The sequence below is a fragment of the Rhizobium zaerense genome (genome assembly GCF_051810725.1).
Classification (GTDB): Bacteria; Pseudomonadota; Alphaproteobacteria; order Rhizobiales; family Rhizobiaceae; genus Rhizobium; species Rhizobium leguminosarum_I.
On the sequence record NZ_CM132690.1, the window covers coordinates 722,987 to 743,288 of the forward strand.

Genomic DNA, 20,302 nt, shown 5'->3' on the forward strand with positions numbered 1-20,302 from the left:
CGTCGAAGAAGGCGCGGGGCTGTGCAGGTCGCAATCTGGGCGCCGAAGCGACAGACGCCATAAATGCAAAGCCGCCCGATGTGCAGCGGGCGGCTTTCAATCCCATCCGTTGGCCGGATCAGATCAGTTCCACTCGCGGATATCGACGAAGTGCCCGGCGATCGCGGCTGCGGCGGCCATTGCCGGCGAGACGAGGTGCGTGCGGCCCTTGAAGCCCTGGCGGCCTTCGAAGTTGCGGTTCGAGGTCGAAGCGCAGCGTTCGCCCGGCTTCAGGCGGTCGTCGTTCATCGCAAGGCACATGGAGCAGCCCGGCTCGCGCCAGTCGAAACCGGCGGCCTTGAAGATCTTGTCGAGGCCTTCGGCTTCCGCCTGTTCCTTGACGAGGCCGGAACCCGGCACGATCATCGCGTCGACGGTTGGGGCAACCGTCTTGCCTTCGACGACCTTGGCGACTTCGCGCAGATCCTCGATGCGGCCGTTGGTGCAGGAGCCGATGAAGACGCGGTCGAGGGTGATGTCGGTCATCTTCGTGCCCGGCTTCAGGCCCATATAATCGAGCGCGCGCCATTTGGAGGTGCGCTTGGTTTCGTCCGGAATGTCGTCGGGGTTCGGAACGATGCCCTGGACGGAGATGACGTCCTCGGGCGAGGAGCCCCAGGAAACGATCGGCGGCAGGCTGGCGGCATCGAGCACGACGACGCGGTCGTAATGAGCGCCCTCGTCGGTCTGCAGCGTCTTCCAGTAAGCGATCGCCTGTTCCAGCGCCTCGCCCTTCGGCGCGCGCGGCTTGCCCTTGATATATTCGAAGGTCTTCTCGTCAGGGGCGATCAGGCCGGCGCGGGCGCCGCCTTCGATCGTCATGTTGCAGACGGTCATGCGGCCTTCCATCGACAGCGCGCGGATCGCTTCGCCGGCAAATTCGATGACGTGGCCGGTGCCGCCGGCCGTGCCGATCTCGCCGATGATGGCAAGGATGATGTCCTTGGCGGTGACGTGCGGCGGAAGCAGGCCGTCGACCCGCACCAGCATGTTCTTCGCTTTCTTCTGGATCAATGTCTGGGTCGCCAGCACATGCTCGACCTCGGAGGTGCCGATGCCGTGCGCCAGCGCGCCGAAGGCGCCGTGCGTCGAGGTGTGGCTGTCGCCGCAGACGATGGTCATGCCGGGCAGGGTAAAGCCCTGTTCCGGGCCGACGATGTGGACGATGCCCTGGCGCTTGTCGCTTGCCGAATAATATTCGACGCCGAATTCGGCGGCATTGGTGGCCAGCGCTTCCACCTGGATGCGGCTTTCCTCGTTCTTGATGCCGAGGTGGCGGTCGGGCGAGGTCGGAACGTTATGGTCGACGACGGCAAGCGTCTTTTCCGGCGCGCGAACTTTGCGGCCGGTCATGCGCAGGCCTTCGAAAGCCTGCGGCGAGGTGACTTCGTGGACCAGATGGCGGTCGATGTAGAGAAGACAGGTTCCGTCTGCCTGTTCGTCGACCAGATGATCGTCCCAGATCTTGTCGTAGAGGGTACGCGGTGCGCTCATGGCGTTAAGTCCGTTTTTTGGAAGCTTTTGGAAAATCGAGAAATGGCGGATCAGGCTCCGCCGGCCGTCATTCGATCAACGAAGTCGGCTGTTGAGCGCACCGGATACACACGCAAAGAACCGCGCCGGCAGGCGATAATGGTCCTGCAGCACGAAAATACGCGCACCAATGCATCTGAACTTGGATTCCATGGCCCTGCATATAGCGATTTTTCGCGGCGGCTTCAATTTGAATCATCAGCAGACGTTCTGCGGCCTCTCAGCGACGCGACGGAGATTGATCGCTTACCGCGACTTCATCCATTTCTCCGTCCGCCTCAGCGCCAGCGACAGGCCGATCGTCAGGATCAGATAGATATAGGTGACGATCGAATAGGTTTCGAAAAAGCGGAAGGAGCCGGCGGCATAGACCTTGCCCATCTGGGTGATGTCGGCGACGCCGAGCACGGAAACCAGCGAGCTGTCCTTCACCATCGAGACGAAGTCGTTGGAGAGCGGCGGGAAGATTACCCGGATCGCCTGCGGGAAGACGACGGAGCGAAAGCGCCGGTAGCGCGACAGGCCAAGCGCCTTGGCCGCCTCGATCTGGCCGATATCGACCGACTGGAAACCGGCCCGGAAGATTTCGGCGATGAAGGAGGAATAACCGATCGTCAGCGCGATGATCGCTCGCCACATCAGCGACAGGTCGCGCACCAGGATGGGCTCGGCCATACCTGATGTCACCAGCGGCGAAATCAGGAAATTATAGGCTGCGACCAGAGCCGGCGCGCCGACGAAGGCGACGTAGAACAGCAGCACGAGGATCGGTATGCCGCGGATGATCTCGATGTAGAAGCGCGCAATCTGACGCAACACCTGGCTGTCGGCCATGCCGAGCAGGCAGATGCCGAGGCCGAGCACGGTGGCGAGCACGAAGGCGACCAGCGTGACGAAGACGGTGACGCCGACACCGTTGACGACGGTGCGGAAGACCTGGGCGTAGATATCGTTGGCGACGATGACGGCGGCAAGCACGATGCCGATCGTGACCAGGGCGACCAGCCACCAGGGATAGTCGTCCTTGACGTGTCTGTCGGGAGACGGTCGCAGGGCCATCAGTCGTTTTTCGGCGTCATTCGCCCATCTTGTAGTCGAGGAACCACTTCTTGTTCAGCCCATCCAACGTGCCGTCGGCCTTGAGTGCGGCGATGGCGGCATTGACCGGGGCGACGAGGTCGGACCCTTTCGGGAAGATGAAGCCGAAATCTTCGGTGCCGAGCGGTTCGCCGATCAGCTTGAGGGCGCCGTTCGAGGCGTCGACATAACCCTTGCCGGCGGTGCCGTCGGTCAGCACGACGTCGACATCGCCGGCCTTCAGCGCTTGGACGGTGGCGCCGAAGGTTTCGAAGAGCTTGATGCGCGGGTTCTGCTCGTTGCCATCCAGCACTTCATAGACAGCGGTGTAGAAGGGCGTGGTGCCCGGCTGCGCGCCGACCAGGCCATCCTTGAATTCGCCGAAGGACTTGGCATCGGCGAAGCGTTTCTCGTCGCCGCGCACCAGCATGAACTGCTGCGAACGCATATAGGGATCGGAGAAATCCACCTTCTGCTTGCGGTCTTCCTTGATGGTGATGCCGGTCATGCCGATGTTGTACTGGCCGTCGGACACCGCCTGGATCATCGCGTCCCAGCTGGTGTTCTGGTATTCCACCTTGAAATTCAGCCGCTTGGCGATCTCGTTCATCGCATCATATTCCCAGCCGATCGCCTTGCCGGATTTCGGATCGACGAATTGCAGCGGCGGATAGGCATTCTCGGTGACGACGACGACGCTCTTGCCGCCAAGATCGGGCAGCTCGGCGGCCGATGCAGCCAGGGGCAGAAGAGCAAGGGCGGCGAGGCTCGCAAGAACGGTACGGCGAAACAACATTGAACGGTTCCCCAAAATTGAACGGCAAAAACTGTCACGGAAGATAGGCCTGAGGCAAGGCCGCCGCCTGCGTACCGAAGCAAAAAATAGAAAAGGCGGCCCGAAGGCCGCCTTTTCAAGCAAAGAATTTTGCCTAGTGCAGATCTTATTCTGCTGCCGGTTCCGCTGCAGCGGCGGCCGCTTCAGCAGCGGCCTTGGCTTCTGCTGCTTCTGCTGCTGCCTTCTCGGCGGCGAGCGCCTGGGCGGCTGCAACCTTTTCAGCTTCGATGCGTGCCTTTTCCTCGGCAATGGCGGCGCGTTCGGCGTCGTTGAGCTTGCGGGCGCGGACGCCGGTGTCTTCAACGATACGGGCAGACTTGCCGCGGCGGTCGCGCAGGTAATAGAGCTTGGCGCGACGGACCTTGCCGCGGCGAACGACGTCGACGCTTTCGATCATCGGCGAGTAGACCGGGAATACGCGCTCGACGCCTTCGCCGTAGGAGATCTTGCGGACCGTGAAGTTTTCCTGCAGGCCGCCGCCGGAGCGGGCGATGCAGACGCCTTCATAGGCCTGAACGCGGGTACGGGTGCCTTCCGTGACCTTGACGTTGACGCGGACGGTGTCGCCCGGGGAAAATTCGGGAAGCGTGCGCTTGGCTTCGATCTTGGCGGCCTGTTCGGCCTCAAGCTGCTGAATGATGTTCATCGTCTTAACCTTTGGTTCTTCTGAAACAGCCAGAGCGCTCAACACTGATCCTTCGGAGCTGGCCTCAGGACTTTGCCCATCAAGGGCGGGAGCGGATTCGCCATTCTTTGTTTGCTGGCAGACGGGGATAAACCCCATTTCCGCGTGCGCCAATACACCAAAGGCCAGGGCTTGTCATCACTTGGATGGCATTTTTGTGAAAAGGGCTGCGAAATCAGCCGTTTTTCTCGGTTTTGGCCTTTTCGAGAAGATCCGGCCGCCGTTCCCGGGTCAGGCGCACCGCTTCCTGATGCCGCCACTTCTCGATGGCGCCGTGATTGCCCGAGGTGAGGATCGGGGGAATTTCATGGCCCTCCCACTCCTGCGGCCGGGTATAGTGCGGATGTTCCAGCAGTCCGCCTTCGAAGCTTTCGTGCAGGCCGGAAAGGTCGTTGCCCATGACGCCGGGCAGGATGCGGATGATGGCATCGAGCACGATCAGCGCCGCCGGCTCGCCGCCGGATAGGACGTAGTCGCCGATCGAGACCTCTTCCAGGCCGCGCGCCTCGATCACCCGCTGGTCGACGCCCTCGAAGCGGCCGCAGACGATGATGACGCCATCACCGGCGGCGAGCTCGCGAACACGCTCCTGCGTCAGCGGCTGGCCGCGCGGGCTCATCAGCAGCCGCGGGCGGGCATCGTTTTCCGAGGCACTGTCTATGGCGCGGGCGAGAACGTCTGGTTTCAGCACCATGCCGGCGCCGCCGCCGGCCGGGGTGTCGTCGACGGTGCGGTGTCTGTCGGTGGCGAAGTCGCGGATCTGCACCGTATCAAGCGACCACTGCCCCCGCTCCATCGCCTTGCCGGCGAGCGAGAAGCCCAGATGCCCCGGAAACATTTCCGGATAAAGTGTCAGCACGCTCGCCCGGAAAGCCATCACTTCTTCTTTTTCGGCTTGTCGGGAGTGAATTTCGAAAGCTCTTCGGGATCGTCGACCAGCCCCGCCGCCAGCGGATCGATCAGCAGCGTGCCGGCCTCGAGGTCGATCTCCAGCACCGAGGTTTCGGAGAAGGGGATCAGCACCGGGCGCTTGCCCGGACCTTTGAGTTCCAAGAGGTCGCCGGCGCCGAAATCGAAGACCCCGGTAACGGTGCCATAGCTGACACCCTTGTCGTCGCGCGCCTCGAGCCCTTCGAGATCGGCATAGTAGAACTCGTCGTCCTCCAGCTCCTCATCCGGCAGGTTGTCCCGCTCGATATAAAGTTCTAGCCCGTTCAGAGCCTCGGCGGCATTGCGGTCGTTGACGCCGCGGAAACGGACGACGACGACATTCTTCATCTCGCGGATTTCGAGGACTTCGAAGCTGCGGCCATCCATGCTGTGCAGATGGCCGTAGTCGCCAAGCGCACTGGGATCGGCCGTATAGGCCTTGGCGCGCACCTCGCCCCGGAGGCCCTGCGCGCCACCGATCGTCGCCATCAGAACGGGGTTTTCAAGCTTGGTCATGGGTTCCTTCATGTGAAGCCGAAAGACAGGTTTCTCATAGACGAAGTGCGGAGGATTGGAAACGAAAACGGGCGGCATGTCGCCATGCCGCCCGCTCGAAGGGAATGTCGCGATTATTCCGCGGCGTCTGCTGCAGCAGCGGCGGCGTCGGCGACCTTCTGAGCCTTTTCGGCGGCGCGTTCCTGGGCGCGCTTGCCGGGCTTTGCCTTGACCGGGTTGTTCTTGACTTCGCGCTTGGCAACGCCGGCCTCATCGAGGAAGCGCAGAACGCGATCGGTCGGCTGAGCGCCGTGTTCGATCCAGTGCTTGATGCGCTCGGCGTTCAGCTGAACGCGCTTCTCATCGTCCTTGGCAAGCATCGGGTTCCAGGAACCGAGATTTTCGAGGAAGCGGCCGTCACGCGGGCTGCGCGCATCGGCGAGAACGACGTGGTAATACGGGCGCTTCTTGGAACCACCGCGGGCGAGACGAATTTTCAGTGCCATGTTCTTTACTCCTTGGGCTTTTCTTGACCGCTTTCTTGAGCGGTACGGTTATCGGGCTGCAGCGCTCTGTTCAGCGTGATCCGCAGCGATCTGCTCATGATGCCGGATGACTTCCTTGATGACGAAGTTCAGGAACTTCTCAGCGAAATCCGGGTCCAGATTGGCGGCTTTCGCCAGCTGGCGAAGGCGTTCGATCTGGTATTCCTCGCGCGCCGGGTCGGCCGGCGGCAAATTGTATTTGGCCTTCAGCACGCCGACCTCTTTGGTGCAGCGGAAGCGTTCGGCCAGCATGTGCACGAGAGCGGCATCGATATTGTCGATCGACTGACGATAGCTCGCGAGCTGGGCTTTGACGTCTGGATCAATCATGGGGCAAGCGATCCTTTCACTTCTTCTTCGGCAATCCGGGCAATCCCGGGAAACCACCGCCAAGGCCCGGCAGCTTGGCGCCGCCGAGGCCCGGCAAACCACCCGGCAGACCGCCGAGACCGGGCATACCCCCGCCCGGTTTTCCAAGCCCCGCCGCTTCCGCCTGCTTCTGCAAGGCCTCGAGCTGCCGGGGATCGATGTTCGAGAGATCGGGCATGCCGCTACCCATGCCGCCCATGCCGCCGCCGAGCCCCATCTTGCCGGCAAGGCCGCCCATCATCTGCTTCATCATGCCGCCTTTGCCCTTGCCGCCCATCATCTTCATCATGTCCGCCATCTGGCGGTGCATCTTCAGAAGCTTGTTGATGGCGGCGGCATCGGTGCCGGAGCCGGCGGCGATGCGCTTCTTGCGCGAATGCTTGAGCAGGTCGGGATTGGTGCGCTCGGCCTTGGTCATCGACTGGATGATGGCGATCTGGCGACCGAAGAGCTTGTCGTCGAGGCCGGCTGCGGCCATCTTGTCCTTCATGCCGGCCATGCCGGGCATCATGCCCATGATGCCGCCCATGCCGCCCATCTTCTGCATCTGCCGCAGCTGGTCGGCAAGGTCGTCGAGATCGAACTTGCCCTTGGCCATCTTGGCGGCCATCGCGGCCGCCTTCTCGGCGTCGATGTTTTCGGCCGCGCGCTCGACGAGCGAGACGATGTCGCCCATGCCGAGGATGCGGTCGGCGATGCGGCGGGGATGGAACTCCTCCAGCTCGCTCATCTTCTCGCCGACGCCGATCAGCTTGATCGGCTTGCCGGTGACGGCGCGCATCGAAAGGGCGGCACCGCCGCGGCCGTCACCGTCCATGCGGGTCAGCACCAGACCGGTGATGCCGACGCGTTCGTCGAAACTGCGGGCGAGGTTGACGGCGTCCTGGCCGGTGAGGCTATCGGCGACCAGCAGGATTTCATGCGGGTTCGACCGCTTCTTGATGTCCGCCATCTCGACCATCAAGGGCTCGTCGATATGCGTGCGGCCGGCGGTATCGAGGATGACGACATCATGGCCGCCGAGCTTGGCCGCCTGCACGGCGCGGGCGGCGATATCCGTCGGCGACTGGCCCGATATAACAGGCAATGTGTCGATATTGGCCTGCGCGCCGAGCTGGCGAAGCTGCTCCTGGGCTGCCGGACGACGCGTGTCGAGCGATGCCATCAGCACCTTCTTCTTCTCGCGCGTCGATAGGCGATGGGCAATCTTCGCCGAGGTCGTCGTCTTGCCGGAACCCTGCAGGCCGACCATCATGACGACGACCGGGGCCGGTGCATGCAGGTCGATGCCGACGCCTTCGCCGCCCAGCATCTCGATCAGTTCGTCATGCACGATCTTGACGACCATCTGGCCGGGCTTGATCGACTTCAGAATCTCGGCGCCGACGGCCTTTTCACGCACGCGGTCGGTGAAGGAACGCACGACGTCGAGCGCGACGTCGGCCTCCAGCAACGCACGGCGAACCTCGCGCAGCGCTGCGGAAACATCGGCTTCCGAAAGCGCGCCACGGCCTGTCAGTCCATTCAGAATGGATCCAAGACGGTCCTGGAGGTTTTCAAACATCGGCTCTTCCTTGATACGTTTCGGGCGGGTTTGGATATGCCCGGAAACGTCGTGCTTTTCCTTGACGAAAACAAGACGCAAAGCCAAAAAGCACCCGAGGGCGCATCGCGCTGTCGGGTGTTGACCTCCGGGATCTCTAAGTCCCGGTCGGCGGCTCGGAGTCGTGTGGCTCGTCGCGGATTGGGCGCGATAAACAGGAAAGTCGGGCGAAAGTCAAGGCAATGCGGACAAATGACCGCATGACCGCCGTCTCAAAAGCTGAGCGACGAGAGGGCACTAGTGTCTCATCCAGCGGTTGCAGCAATAGTACATACTCAAACAAAGTGATGTATTGGCTTGCGCAATCCGCCAGGTTTCAGGTTTTGCCGATAAATATTGCCACTCCGGCGGCCGAATTCGCTGTCAACGCCAGTTGCAAATTATTCGGCTTATGATTCTACTTTATACTTGAGTGCGTCCTGTAAAATGATTCGTGAATATCCTTGATGCCGAATGAATCGGCGGAGATATCGAATGCTAAATGCTGATATTGAGAGCTGGGCGCTGGCGCGGGCCCATCATATTGTTCTGAACGAGGGCCTGAATCTTGCGAAGGCGGCACAGGATCTGGACCGCAAGCGGTCCCGCTCGCTGGTCTACGAGCTGAGAAAGGTCATCACCGCAGCTATTGTCGAAGCCCATGCTGCGTCTTTCGATCCTGAGGGTGCGCAGCGGTAAAAGCCAAAGCTGCCTCGAAAGGGTCGGCAGCCCGCAACACCTGCCCGGCACTCACCCTCTGGTAATTCCTTCGCATTTCCGCCATATACACCGGAAAGACAGACGGAATGATACCCATGAGCGCAGCGGTCGAATTCGCGAGGATGAACGGGCTTGGCAACAAGATCCTGGTCGTCGACATGCGCGGCCGGCCGGACAAAGTGACGCCGGCGGCGGCGGTCGCGCTCAATGCCGATCCGCAGACTGAGTTCGATCAGATCATGGCGATCCATGATCCGAAGGCCGAAGGCACCGATGCCTTCATCGATATCCTGAATTCCGATGGCTCGAAGGCGCAGGCCTGCGGCAACGGCACGCGCTGCGTCGTGCAGGCGCTTGCCGCCGAGACGGGCAGGAAGGTCTTTACCTTCCAGACGGTCGCCGGCATCCTGAATGCCGTCGAGCACGAGGACGGGACGATCTCGGTCGATATGGGCCGGCCGGTGTTCGATTGGGACAAGATCCCGCTGGCGGAAGAATTCCATGATACCAGCCGCATCGAGTTGCAGATCGGCCCGATCGACAAGCCGGTGCTGCATTCGCCCTCAGTGATGTCGATGGGCAATCCGCATGCGATCTTCTGGGTGGACAGGGACGTGATGTCCTATGATCTCGCCCGCTTCGGACCGTTGCTCGAAAACCATCCGGTGTTTCCCGAGCGCGCTAATATCACGCTGGCGCAAGTGACGTCGCCGACATCGGTGACGACGCGCACTTGGGAGCGCGGCGCGGGACTGACGCTTGCCTGCGGCTCGGCTGCCTGTTCTGCTGCCGTCAGTGCTGCGCGCACCGGCCGCACCGGTCGCAAGGTGACGATCGATGTGGCGAGCGCCAAGCCGCCGGCCACGCTTTCGATCGAATGGCGGGAGCGCGACGATCATGTCATCATGACCGGCCCGGCCGAATGGGAATGGTCGGGCAGGGTCGATCCGTCGACCGGTCGCTGGTCGCGCGATGATACCCGAGAGGCGGAGGCGCAGTGAGCGGCATCGAGGTCATTACCTTCGGCTGCCGCCTCAACACATATGAATCCGAAGTGATGAAGGCGCAGGCTGAGAAGGCCGGGCTCAACAACGCCATCCTGGTCAATACCTGTGCCGTGACCGGCGAGGCCGTGCGCCAGGCCCGCCAGGCGATCCGCCGTGCACGGCGCGACAATCCGCATGCCCGCATCATCGTCACCGGCTGCGCCGCGCAGACGGAAAAGCAGACCTTCGCCGCAATGGCGGAGGTCGATGCCGTGCTCGGCAACGAGGAGAAGCTGACGAGCGCCTCCTATCGCAGCTTGCCGGATTTCGGCGTTTCGGCCGAAGAGAAGCTCCGCGTCAACGACATCATGAGCGTCAAGGCGACGGCACCGCAGATGATCAGACACATCGACGGCCATGTGCGTGCCTTCATCCAGGTCCAGAACGGCTGCGACCATCGCTGCACTTTCTGCATCATCCCCTATGGCCGCGGCAATTCCCGTTCCGTGCCGATGGGAGCCGTCGTCGATCAGGCCCGCAATCTCGTCGACGGCGGTTATCGCGAGATCGTGCTGACCGGGGTCGATGCCACCAGCTATGGCGGCGATCTGCCGGGCGCCCCGACGCTCGGGCTTTTGGCGAAGACGCTGCTGAAACAAATCCCCGATATCCGCCGGCTCAGGCTTTCCTCGATCGACAGCATCGAGGCCGATGCCCATCTGATGGATCTCATCGCCGACGAGCCACGTTTCATGCCGCATCTGCATCTTTCGCTGCAGCATGGCGACGACATGATCCTGAAGCGGATGAAGCGCCGGCATTTACGCGCCGATGCGTTGCGTTTCATCGAGGATGCGCGCCGCCTGCGCCCCGAGATGAGCTTCGGCGCCGATATGATTGCCGGCTTTCCCACCGAAACCGAAGAGATGTTCGACAATGCCGTGAGGCTGGCCGAAGAGGCTGGCATCGCCCATCTGCATGTCTTTCCTTACAGTCCGCGTCCCGGCACGCCGGCCGCCCGCATGCCGCAGCTCGACCGGTCGCTGGTCAAGGATCGCGCCGCAAGGCTGCGCGCCGCTGGACATAGGCTGCATCAATCCCATCTCGATGGGATGATTGGAACCCGGCAATCGCTGCTTGTTGAAAACAACGGCCTGGCGCATACGGAGAACTTCACGCTGGCCGCAGCCCCCGGCCTTCGTCCCGGCGAACTTGTGCCGGTCACGATCACCGGCCACAATGGCAAGCATCTCGATATGCAATTGACGGCCGCAGCGGCGGCCTGACTTTCACGGAATGCCCATGGCTCTCAGTTTCATCAAAAAGGTCTTCACCTTCGGCAAGCCGGCTGACCAACCTGTGCCTGCGGCCGTCGAAAGGGAGCTGGAGCCGCGTTCGCGCGACGAAGATCTGCCGGTTGCCGACGATCCGGTGCTGGCCGAGGAAATGGATACGGCCGGCGGGCCGGCTGCCGATATTGACCCCGGCGGGGTCGAAGCAGCGGTTGCTGACGATGATGTCGAATCCGCAATCCTGCCCGCCGCCGACCAGCTGAACGACATGAGTGTCGTGCCGCTTTCATTGCTGGAAGCGGAAGCTGCGGCGGAAGCGGAGACGGAAGCCCATCCGATTGCTGCGGACGTTGCGGAAGCACCCCCCTCTGTCCCTTCGGGACATCTCCCCCACAAGGGGGAGATCGTTCGGAGGTCGACGCGCCACCTTCGGTCGAAGAGACCGCGGAAGTCGCAGGCCTGCTTCCAGAAGAGATTTCGCCCGAGATCAATGTGGAGCAAGACATCTCCGTTCAGCCGATCTCCCCCCTTGTGGGGGAGATGCCCGGCAGGGCAGAGGGGGGTATCTCACCCACCGAACCTTCCGAGATCGCCGCTGAACAGTCGAAGCTTGAATCGCCTATCCTCCCCAAAGGCTTCGCCACCGGCCCGAAGGTCGTCGAGCCGGAGCCCGTTGTCCTGCAGCCAAAACTCAGCTGGTTCCAGCGCCTGCGCAACGGTCTTGCACGCACCTCTTCGCAGTTGACCGGCCAGATCACCGCGCTCTTCACCAAGCGCAAGCTCGATGACGAGACGCTGCAGGATCTCGAGGACCTGCTGATTCAGGCCGATCTCGGCGTCGAGACCGCCATGCGCGTCACCGACACGCTTGCCTCCGAACGCTATGGCAAGGATGTCACCGGCGAGGATGTCAGCCGGATCATGGCGTCGGAAATCGCCAAGGTCCTGAAGCCGGTCGCCAAGCCGTTGCAGCTTGACCTCTCGCACAAGCCGCATATCATCCTTGTCGTCGGCGTCAACGGCACCGGCAAGACGACGACGATCGGCAAGCTTGCGGCAAAACTTTCCGGCGCCGGGCTGAAGGTGATGCTGGCAGCCGGCGATACTTTCCGTGCGGCGGCGATCGAGCAGCTGAAGATCTGGGCCGACCGGACGAAATCCGAATTCATCGGCACCAAGCTCGGCGCCGATGCCGCCGGGCTTGCCTATGACGCCTTCGAACAGGCAAAGGCGAAAAAATGCGACGTGCTGATCGTCGATACCGCCGGCCGCCTGCAGAACAAGGCAGAGCTGATGGCCGAGCTTGAGAAGATCGTGCGCGTGCTCGGCAAACTCGATCCCGATGCGCCGCATACCGTGCTGCAGACGCTCGATGCCACGACGGGGCAGAATGCGCTGAGCCAGGTCGAGATCTTCCGCAACGTCGCCGGCGTCAACGGCCTGATCATGACCAAGCTCGACGGCACGGCGCGCGGCGGCATCCTCGTCGCCATCTCCGCCAAGCACAAGCTGCCGGTCTATTTCATCGGCGTCGGCGAGGGCGTCGAGGATCTGGAGCCGTTCGAGGCCGAGGATTTTGCCCATGCCATTGCCGGACTTCCCCAATGATGCCACAGATATGCCGCCGAAAGCCTGCAGGGCACGGCCGGAAACAGTTTCCAGGAAAACAGGTTTGAAGAACGCATGAGCACCGAAAGCGATATCACCCCGTCTGCTGCCGACCGGCATCACCCGCTGCTGAAACTGGCGTTGGAACTCGGGCCGCTGCTGATCTTCTTCTTCGCCAATCTGCGCGGCCAGTGGCTGGTGGAGACGTTTCCTGCTCTTTCCGAATTGGGCGGACCGCTGTTCGTCGCGACCGGGCTATTCATGGCGGCGACGATCATCTCGCTGATCGTTTCGAAGATCGTGCTCGGCCATCTGCCGATCATGCCTTTTGTATCGGGGATCGTCGTCGTCATCTTCGGCTCGCTGTCGATCTGGCTGCAGAACGAAACCTTCATCAAGATGAAGCCGACCATCGTCAATGCGCTCTTTGGAGTGGCGCTGCTCGGCGGGCTGGCCTTCGGCAAGTCGCTGCTCGGCTATGTCTTTAATGCCGCGTTCCAGCTCGATGCCGAGGGCTGGCGCAAGCTCACCATCCGCTGGGGCATCTTCTTTCTCTTCCTTGCCGTGCTGAACGAAGTCGTCTGGCGTAATTTTTCCGATGGTACCTGGGTCGCCTTCAAGGTCTGGGGCACGATGCCGATCACCATCATCTTCACGCTGGCGCAGATGCCGTTGGTGCTGAAGCATAGCGTCAACCTGGAAACGGACGGCGAGAAGTGAGCGCTGTCGATGCAGAGTCTCGCGTAAGACACCAGAGCTTCTGGTTTGTCGCCTGCCTTGCGGTCCTGATCATCCAGATCGTCGCCGAATATATGATGGGCCGCCTGCCGATCTGCGCCTGCGGCACTGTCAAGCTGTGGGAGGGCGGGGTCAATACCAGCGGCAATTCGCAGCATCTATCGGATTGGTACACGCCGTCACACATCATCCATGGCTTCCTGTTCTACGGGCTCGCGCATCTCATCGTACGCGGCAAGCCGCTGGCGGCAAGGCTGCTGCTGGCGCTCGTTATCGAATCCAGCTGGGAGCTGCTCGAGAATTCACCTCTCATCATCGACCGCTACCGCACGGCGACGATCGCGCTCGATTATTACGGCGACAGCATCCTGAATTCGGCGATGGACACCGTCTTCATGTGCGTCGGCTTCTTCTTCGCGCGGCGCGCACCGGTGGCGCTCACGGTTGCAATCGCCATCTTCTTCGAGATTTTCACCGGCTACGTGATCCGCGATAACCTGACGCTCAATGTGCTGATGCTGATCTGGCCGGTGGAGGCAATTAAGGTCTGGCAGGGTGGGGTGTAGGGCTTCTTTGTTCTCACAAGACCCCTCCCCAACCCCTCCCCACAAGGGGGAGGGACTAACTCGTGACACCGCCTCGCAAACCAGACCAACTGCACACTGGACGTTCGATTGGACGCACGGCAAGAGCCGCACGTTAAGTCCCTCCCCCTTGTGGGGAGGGGTTGGGGAGGGGTCTTTTGTGGATCACTTGCTCAGGAAGCCGGCTTGCCGAGCGCCTTTTCCATCGCTGGAAAAAGCCCTTCCTTCAGGCTGATATCGTCGAAGGGTCCGACGCGCTTATAGAGGATTGTGCCGTCAGGACCGACCAGATAGCTTTCCGGAATGCCGTAGACACCCCAGTCGATCGCTGCCTTGCCATTCGGATCGATGCCGATCGCCCGATAGGGGTTGCCGAGCTCGCCGAGGAAACGCAGGGCGTTGTCGCTCTGGTCCTTGTAGTTGATGGCGACGATGTTCAGGCGTCCGTCTTTTGCCAGTTCTTTCAATAGCGGATGCTCGTCCCGGCAGGGGAGGCACCATGAGGCGAAGACGTTGACGAGGGTCAGCTTGCCCTTGATTGCCGCATCGGTCAGCGCCGGCAGGTTGGCGCCGTCGAGCGGTGGCAAGTTCAGCGCCGGCGCCTTGGTGCCGATCAGGGCGGAGGGAATTTCGGCGATGTTCTTGCCATGGAAATCCTGGTCGTAGAGCATCTTTGCGGCCGTGGCCGCAATGCCGCCGAAGACGACGAGCGGCAGCAGCGCCAATGCGTAACGGCTCAGCCCGCGCGGCTTGGCGGCGGTGTTTTCCGGCGTGTCGTTCATTCGCCATCCCCCACACTGACCTTGGGGCGCGCCGAACGGCGGCGGATGCCGGCAGCCTCAAGGGCTGCAAGTTCCCTGCGGCGGGCGCGGCCGTCGGCCCAGGTCCAGAGCGTGACGGCGATCGTCACCAGGGCTGCAAAGCCATAGGAAGCGTAGACGTAGAAGGCGTGCGTCACGGCTATTCCTCCCGGCTCGCCATGCGGGCGGCAAGACGGCGCTGGGCGGCAATGCGGCGGCGCCAGATCTCGTTCCTCATCGCCATGATGTGCAGCGTGAAGAAGAGCAGGGTGAAGGCGATCGCCATGACGAAGAGCGGCCGCAGGAATTCCGGATCGATCGCCGGGCCGTCGAGGCGCAGCACGCTTGCCGACTGATGCAGCGTGTTCCACCACTCGACCGAGAATTTGATGATCGGGATGTTGACGAAGCCGACGAGGATGAGCACGGCGCTGACGCGCGCGGCCTTCGACGGATCATCGATGGCGCGGCCGAGCGCAATCAGCCCGAGATACATCAGGAAGAGAACGAAGACGGAGGTCAGCCGCGCATCCCAGACCCACCAGGTGCCCCACATCGGCTTGCCCCAGAGCGAACCGGTGACGAGTGCGAGCAGGGTAAAGGCGGCGCCGAGCGGCGCTGCGGCCTTGGCGGAGACATCGGCCAGCGGATGGCGCCAGACCAGCGTGCCGATCGCCGAGACGCTCATGATCGTATAGCACATCATCGAAAGCCAGGCCGAGGGCACATGCACATACATGATGCGCACGGTCTCGCCCTGCTGGTAATCGCCTTCGGTGGCGAAGCTCAGATAGAGGCCAACCGCGAAACAGAGGGCGGTGATGCCAGCCAGCCACGGAATGGCGCGCGCCGCCAGCGCCAGAAACCGCGTCGGGTTGGCGAGATCGCTGAATTTGCTGATGGCAAGGCTCGTTTCGCGCATGATCGTTTCCTTACCTTGATCCGGCTTTTCCCGCAATCGAATGGCCCATCAATCCGCTGTGTTTCGTAGCGCCAGGGCGGCGGCTGCCGGGCCGATGACCGCGAAGAAGAGTGTCAGCGCAATGAGGATCAGGAAGGGCGGCAGGAAGGGGGCGGGATCCTCGACTGCGGCATAGGTGGCGCTGACGCCGAAGATCAGCACCGGAATGGTCAGCGGCAGCACGAGGATCGAGACCAGCAGGCCGCCGCGGGGCAGCGCCACGGCAACGGCGGCGCCGACGGCGCCGATGAAGGTGATGGCAGGCGAGCCGACCAGCAGCGTCAGCATGGTGGCTGCAATCGCCGTCTCGTCCATGTTCATGAAGAGGCCGAGCAGCGGCGAGGCGATGACCAGCGGCAGGCTGGTGGCCGTCCAATGGGCGAAGCATTTGACCAGCACGGTCAGGACGAGCGGCGTTTCCTGCATCAGCATCAGGTCGAGCGATCCGTCGTCGCGCTCGGCCTGGAACAGGCGGTCGAGACCGAGAAGGGCGGCGAGCAGCGCGCCGATCCAGACGATGGCGGGGCCGATGCGCGACAGCAGTTTGAGATCGGGGCCGACGCCGAAGGGAATGACGGCGACGATGGTCAGGAAGAACAGCACGCCGATCAGTGCACCGCCGCCGGCGCGGATGGAAAGTTTCAGGTCGCGGAGGAAGAGGGCGGTCATGCGGGGCGGCTCTCTGCATGTGCGGTTGACGGGGTAGCTACATCGAGAAGCATCAACCCCATACCCCCGCATCGACCCCGGCAAAGCCGGTCATCTTCAATTCCTGCGAATTCCTCAGCCCCAGCGGCTGATGCGTCGCCGCCAGCACGATGCCGCCCTTTGTCTGATGCGCTCCAATCAAATCGGCAAGCAGCCGGTCGGCGCTGGCATCGAGTGCCGCGGTCGGTTCGTCGAGGATCCAGACGGGGCGGTGGGCAACGAGCAGCTTGGCGAAGGCCATCCGGCGCTGCTGGCCGGCGGAGAGATAACCGAAGGGAAGGTGGGTGATGCCGGCAAGACCGACGGCGTCAGCGGCGTCCTCGGTGGAAAGAGCGGCGGCGGAGCCTGTATTGCCGAGAAAGACACGCCAGAAATCGAGGTTTTCTGCAACCGTAAGTTCACTCTTCATCGCATTTCGATGGCCAAGGTAGTGGCTGACCTCGCCCGGATGCCTGCCTCCCGGGCTCTCTTCGTCGCAGAAGATGACAGTGTCTTTTTCCGGCCTGAGGAGGCCCGCGACGACTCGCAGCAAAGTCGACTTTCCCGATCCGTTTCTTCCCGTGAGGACAAGCGCCTCGCCGGCTGCCAAGTGAAAGGAAATGTTAACGAAAATGAGATCTTCACCGCGCCTTGCAGCCAGATTGTCGGCGGTGAGATGCATGCGGCGGCTCTTTCCTGGTTTCGGCTTGCGGCGGGGTCAAAAAATGTCCGATTTTGACTGTGCTCGGGTATGGCAAGTTTTTAGGAAATTATCTATAAGACCTGCAACCACGCCAGCGGTCGGCGTGAATTTCATCCTTGCGCCGAACTTGGAGCGTCTGTTCCACGTGCGGACAGCGGAAATGGCCGTACCCGCATCCTGATGTGCATTAAGTGCATAGGCGTTCGCACGACTGTGTTGGCTATCAGAAACGGGGTCTCTCGTGTCTAAATCTCTTGACAGTTTCAATTGTCGTTCCACGCTTTCCGTCAACGGGAAGGACTATGTCTATTACAGCCTGCCCAAGGCTGAGGCAAACGGTCTGGCCGGCGTGTCGAAGCTTCCCTATTCGATGAAGGTGCTGCTCGAAAACCTGTTGCGCTTCGAAGACGGCCAGTCGGTCACCAAGGAGCACATCCTGGCCGTTGCCGAATGGCTCAACAATAAGGGTGCGGTCGAAAACGAGATCGCCTATCGCCCGGCGCGCGTGCTGATGCAGGACTTCACCGGCGTTCCCGCCGTCGTCGATCTTGCTGCGATGCGCGACGCGATGGTGTCGCTCGGCGGCGATCCGGAGAAGATCAACCCGCTCGTTCCGGTCGACCTCGTCATCGACCACTCGGTCATCGTCGATGAATTCGGCACGCCGCAGGCTTTCGCCAAGAATGTGGAGCTGGAATACCAGCGCAACGGCGAGCGCTACCGCTTCCTGAAGTGGGGCCAGCAGGCCTTCAAGAATTTCCGCGTCGTGCCTCCCGGCACCGGCATCTGTCATCAGGTCAATCTCGAATATCTCGGCCAGACCGTCTGGACCAAGGAAGAGGACGGCGAGACGATCGCCTATCCCGATACCTGCGTCGGCACAGACAGCCACACGACGATGATCAACGGTCTTGGCGTTCTCGGCTGGGGTGTGGGCGGTATCGAAGCGGAAGCTGCGATGCTCGGCCAGCCGGTCTCGATGCTGCTGCCCGAAGTCATCGGCTTCAAGCTGACCGGCAAGCTCAAGGAAGGCGTCACGGCGACCGACCTCGTTCTCACCGTCGTGCAGATGCTGCGCAAGAAGGGCGTCGTTTCGAAGTTCGTCGAATTTTTCGGCCCCGGCATGGACAACATGCCGCTCGCCGACCGCGCGACGATTGGCAACATGGGCCCGGAATACGGCGCGACCTGCGGCTTCTTCCCGGTCGACGGCGAAACCATCAACTACCTCACAATGTCCGGCCGCACGCGTGACCGGATCGCGCTCGTCGAAGCCTATTCGAAGGCGCAAGGCATGTGGCGCGAGGGCGACGGTTCCGAGCTCGTCTTCACCGATACGCTGGAACTCGATCTTAGCGACGTCGTGCCGTCGATGGCCGGCCCGAAGCGTCCGGAAGGCCGCATCTCGCTCGAGAACATCGCGACCGGCTTCGCCGGCTCGATGGACGCGGATTACAAGAAGCCCGGCCAGCTGAACAACCGCTATGCCGTCGAAGGCATGGATTTCGATCTCGGCCATGGCGACGTGGCGATCGCTGCCATCACATCGTGCACCAACACCTCCAACCCGTCAGTGCTGATCGCCGCCGGCCTTCTTGCCCGCAACGCCGTTGCCAAGGGACTGAAGACGAAGCCGTGGGTGAAGACTTCTCTGGCGCCGGGATCGCAGGTCGTCGGCGAATATCTCGCCAAGTCGGGCCTGCAGGCCGATCTCGACAAGCTTGGCTTCAACCTCGTCGGCTTCGGCTGCACCACCTGCATCGGCAATTCCGGCCCGCTGCCGGCACCGATCTCGAAGACGATCAACGACAAGGGCCTTATCGTTTCCGGCGTTCTCTCCGGCAACCGTAACTTCGAAGGCCGTATCTCGCCCGACGTGCAGGCGAACTACCTCGCATCCCCGCCGCTCGTCGTCGCTTATGCGCTTGCCGGCACTGTGCAGAAGGATCTGACCAAGGAGCCGATCGGCGAGGATGAGAGCGGCAATCCGGTTTATCTCAAGGACATCTGGCCGACCTCTAGGGAAGTCCAGGAATTCATCCTGAAATACGTGACCCGCGAGCTCTACGAACGCAAGTACGCCGATGTCTTCAAGGGCGACGTCAACTGGCAGGCCGTTCAGATCCCGCCGGGCCAGACCTATGCCTGGGACGACGATTCGACCTATGTGCAGAACCCGCCCTACTTCGTTGGGATGGGCAAGAAGGGCACCGGCGTTTCCGACATCAAGGGCGCCCGGGTTCTCGGCCTGTTCGGCGACAAGATCACCACCGACCACATCTCGCCGGCCGGTTCGATCAAGGCGGCATCGCCAGCCGGCGCCTACCTTATCGATCACGACGTCGCCGTTGCCGACTTCAACCAGTACGGCACGCGCCGCGGCAACCATGAAGTGATGATGCGCGGCACCTTCGCCAATATCCGCATCCGCAACCACATGCTTGGCCCAAACGGCAAGGAAGGCGGCTACACCATCCATTACCCGTCGAAGGAAGAGACCTCGATCTACGACGCCGCGATGCAGTACAAGCAGGAAGGCGTACCGCTCGTCATCTTCGCCGGTGTCGAATACGGCAACGGCTCTTCGCGCGACTGGGCTGCCAAGGGCACCAACCTGCTCGGCGTCAAGGCGGTGATCGCCCAGTCCTTCGAGCGCATCCATCGCTCGAACCTCGTCGGCATGGGTATCATTCCATTCGTCTTCGAAGAGGGCACGACCTGGCAGAGCCTCGGCCTCAAGGGCGATGAACTCGTCACCATCGAAGGCCTGGAAAAGATCAAGCCGCGCGAGAAGAAGATCGCCAGGATCACCTATGGCGACGGCACCGTGAAGGAGGTTCCGCTGCTGTCGCGTGTCGATACGCTCGACGAGGTGATCTACCTCAACAATGGCGGCATCCTGCAGACGGTTCTGCGCGATCTCGCAGCCTGATTTTTAAGAAACTCGCATGATAATGGCCGCCGGAGAGCAGTTTCCGGCGGCTTTTCTTTGATGCGACGACAGTATTTGGACGGGCTCACGATGATTTGTTTTACGCAGGTTCCGGCCGGGCTACGTCTCACCCGTTCGTGACTTTCGGTTTGGACCCTGAGGGATTATTCGTACGTTCATATGTCAGGGCCTCCGGTACAA

At 61.9% G+C, this 20,302-nt stretch carries 20 protein-coding genes and 1 pseudogene; 7 read left to right on the top strand and 14 right to left on the bottom strand.

Annotation, left to right across the window (positions count from 1 at the left end):
• Positions 1–123 precede the first annotated feature (123 nt).
• The 9 genes from leuC to ffh all read right to left on the bottom strand — a co-directional run bounded on the left by leuC (position 124) and on the right by ffh (position 8,072).
• On the bottom strand, positions 124–1,533 hold the full coding sequence (leuC, locus tag ACS4RR_RS03485) for a 3-isopropylmalate dehydratase large subunit (protein ID WP_017962459.1): 1,410 nt from the start codon (positions 1,531–1,533) through the stop codon (positions 124–126).
• 285 nt (positions 1,534–1,818) lie between these two features.
• Positions 1,819–2,631, bottom strand: coding sequence for an amino acid ABC transporter permease (locus ACS4RR_RS03490; RefSeq protein WP_260056903.1), 813 nt, complete (start codon positions 2,629–2,631; stop codon positions 1,819–1,821).
• Between the two features lie 16 nt (positions 2,632–2,647).
• Positions 2,648–3,445, bottom strand: coding sequence for a transporter substrate-binding domain-containing protein (locus ACS4RR_RS03495; RefSeq protein ID WP_260109655.1), 798 nt, complete (start codon positions 3,443–3,445; stop codon positions 2,648–2,650).
• A 145-nt stretch (positions 3,446–3,590) separates the two neighbouring features.
• The gene (gene rplS / locus ACS4RR_RS03500; RefSeq protein ID WP_017989740.1) at positions 3,591–4,130 is read right to left on the bottom strand and encodes a 50S ribosomal protein L19; all 540 of its coding nucleotides are present in this window, start codon (positions 4,128–4,130) and stop codon (positions 3,591–3,593) included.
• 214 nt (positions 4,131–4,344) lie between these two features.
• Positions 4,345–5,046, bottom strand: coding sequence for a tRNA (guanosine(37)-N1)-methyltransferase TrmD (trmD, locus tag ACS4RR_RS03505; RefSeq protein ID WP_260109654.1), 702 nt, complete (start codon positions 5,044–5,046; stop codon positions 4,345–4,347).
• Complete coding sequence (gene rimM, locus ACS4RR_RS03510) at positions 5,046–5,615, bottom strand: ribosome maturation factor RimM (RefSeq protein WP_260109653.1); 570 nt, start codon at positions 5,613–5,615, stop codon at positions 5,046–5,048. Before rimM ends, trmD begins: the two co-directional genes overlap by 1 nt.
• A 113-nt stretch (positions 5,616–5,728) precedes the next feature.
• A complete protein-coding gene (gene rpsP / locus ACS4RR_RS03515; protein WP_003543667.1) occupies positions 5,729–6,100 on the bottom strand; it encodes a 30S ribosomal protein S16 in 372 nt (123 codons plus the stop codon).
• Between the two features lie 48 nt (positions 6,101–6,148).
• Positions 6,149–6,469, bottom strand: a complete 321-nt coding sequence (locus ACS4RR_RS03520; RefSeq protein ID WP_011427149.1) for a chorismate mutase — start codon at positions 6,467–6,469, stop codon at positions 6,149–6,151.
• Positions 6,470–6,485: 16 nt separating this feature from the next.
• Positions 6,486–8,072 (bottom strand): signal recognition particle protein, encoded by a 1,587-nt coding sequence (gene ffh, locus ACS4RR_RS03525; protein WP_260109652.1) that lies wholly within the window; start codon positions 8,070–8,072, stop codon positions 6,486–6,488.
• A gap of 492 nt (positions 8,073–8,564) precedes the next feature.
• Between ffh and ACS4RR_RS03530 the strand changes: the two genes are divergently transcribed.
• The 6 genes and pseudogenes from ACS4RR_RS03530 (at position 8,565) to ACS4RR_RS03555 (ending at position 14,000) form a co-directional block, all read left to right on the top strand.
• On the top strand, positions 8,565–8,789 hold the full coding sequence (locus ACS4RR_RS03530) for a hypothetical protein (protein ID WP_170257161.1): 225 nt from the start codon (positions 8,565–8,567) through the stop codon (positions 8,787–8,789).
• 116 nt (positions 8,790–8,905) lie between these two features.
• Positions 8,906–9,811, top strand: coding sequence for a diaminopimelate epimerase (gene dapF, locus ACS4RR_RS03535; protein WP_260109651.1), 906 nt, complete (start codon positions 8,906–8,908; stop codon positions 9,809–9,811).
• Positions 9,808–11,082 (top strand): tRNA (N(6)-L-threonylcarbamoyladenosine(37)-C(2))-methylthiotransferase MtaB, encoded by a 1,275-nt coding sequence (gene mtaB, locus ACS4RR_RS03540; RefSeq protein ID WP_260109650.1) that lies wholly within the window; start codon positions 9,808–9,810, stop codon positions 11,080–11,082. Before dapF ends, mtaB begins: the two co-directional genes overlap by 4 nt.
• Positions 11,083–11,098: 16 nt before the next feature.
• A pseudogene (ftsY, locus tag ACS4RR_RS03545) lies at positions 11,099–12,696 on the top strand (signal recognition particle-docking protein FtsY).
• 75 nt (positions 12,697–12,771) lie between these two features.
• Positions 12,772–13,416, top strand: a complete 645-nt coding sequence (locus ACS4RR_RS03550; RefSeq protein ID WP_017966185.1) for a septation protein A — start codon at positions 12,772–12,774, stop codon at positions 13,414–13,416.
• A complete protein-coding gene (locus ACS4RR_RS03555) occupies positions 13,413–14,000 on the top strand; it encodes a DUF2585 domain-containing protein (RefSeq protein WP_260109648.1) in 588 nt (195 codons plus the stop codon). Before ACS4RR_RS03550 ends, ACS4RR_RS03555 begins: the two co-directional genes overlap by 4 nt.
• Before the next feature lie 191 nt (positions 14,001–14,191).
• Here the strand turns inward: ACS4RR_RS03555 and ACS4RR_RS03560 are convergent, their stop codons facing one another.
• The 5 genes from ACS4RR_RS03560 to ccmA are packed head-to-tail and all read right to left on the bottom strand — an operon-like array spanning position 14,192 to position 17,148.
• Complete coding sequence (locus tag ACS4RR_RS03560) at positions 14,192–14,800, bottom strand: DsbE family thiol:disulfide interchange protein (protein WP_260109647.1); 609 nt, start codon at positions 14,798–14,800, stop codon at positions 14,192–14,194.
• A complete protein-coding gene (gene ccmD / locus ACS4RR_RS03565) occupies positions 14,797–14,976 on the bottom strand; it encodes a heme exporter protein CcmD (RefSeq protein WP_260109646.1) in 180 nt (59 codons plus the stop codon). Before ccmD ends, ACS4RR_RS03560 begins: the two co-directional genes overlap by 4 nt.
• 2 nt (positions 14,977–14,978) lie before the next feature.
• A complete protein-coding gene (locus tag ACS4RR_RS03570; protein WP_260109645.1) occupies positions 14,979–15,740 on the bottom strand; it encodes a heme ABC transporter permease in 762 nt (253 codons plus the stop codon).
• Positions 15,741–15,788: 48 nt separating this feature from the next.
• Positions 15,789–16,448 (bottom strand): heme exporter protein CcmB, encoded by a 660-nt coding sequence (gene ccmB / locus ACS4RR_RS03575; protein ID WP_162116902.1) that lies wholly within the window; start codon positions 16,446–16,448, stop codon positions 15,789–15,791.
• Positions 16,449–16,500: 52 nt separating this feature from the next.
• Positions 16,501–17,148: a heme ABC exporter ATP-binding protein CcmA gene (gene ccmA / locus ACS4RR_RS03580; protein ID WP_260109644.1), complete on the bottom strand. Its 648-nt coding sequence runs from the start codon at positions 17,146–17,148 to the stop codon at positions 16,501–16,503.
• A 262-nt stretch (positions 17,149–17,410) separates the two neighbouring features.
• On the opposite strand from ccmA, the gene acnA reads away from it, so the two are divergent.
• A complete protein-coding gene (gene acnA / locus ACS4RR_RS03585) occupies positions 17,411–20,101 on the top strand; it encodes an aconitate hydratase AcnA (RefSeq protein ID WP_260109643.1) in 2,691 nt (896 codons plus the stop codon).
• The last annotated feature ends 201 nt before the right edge of the window (positions 20,102–20,302 follow it).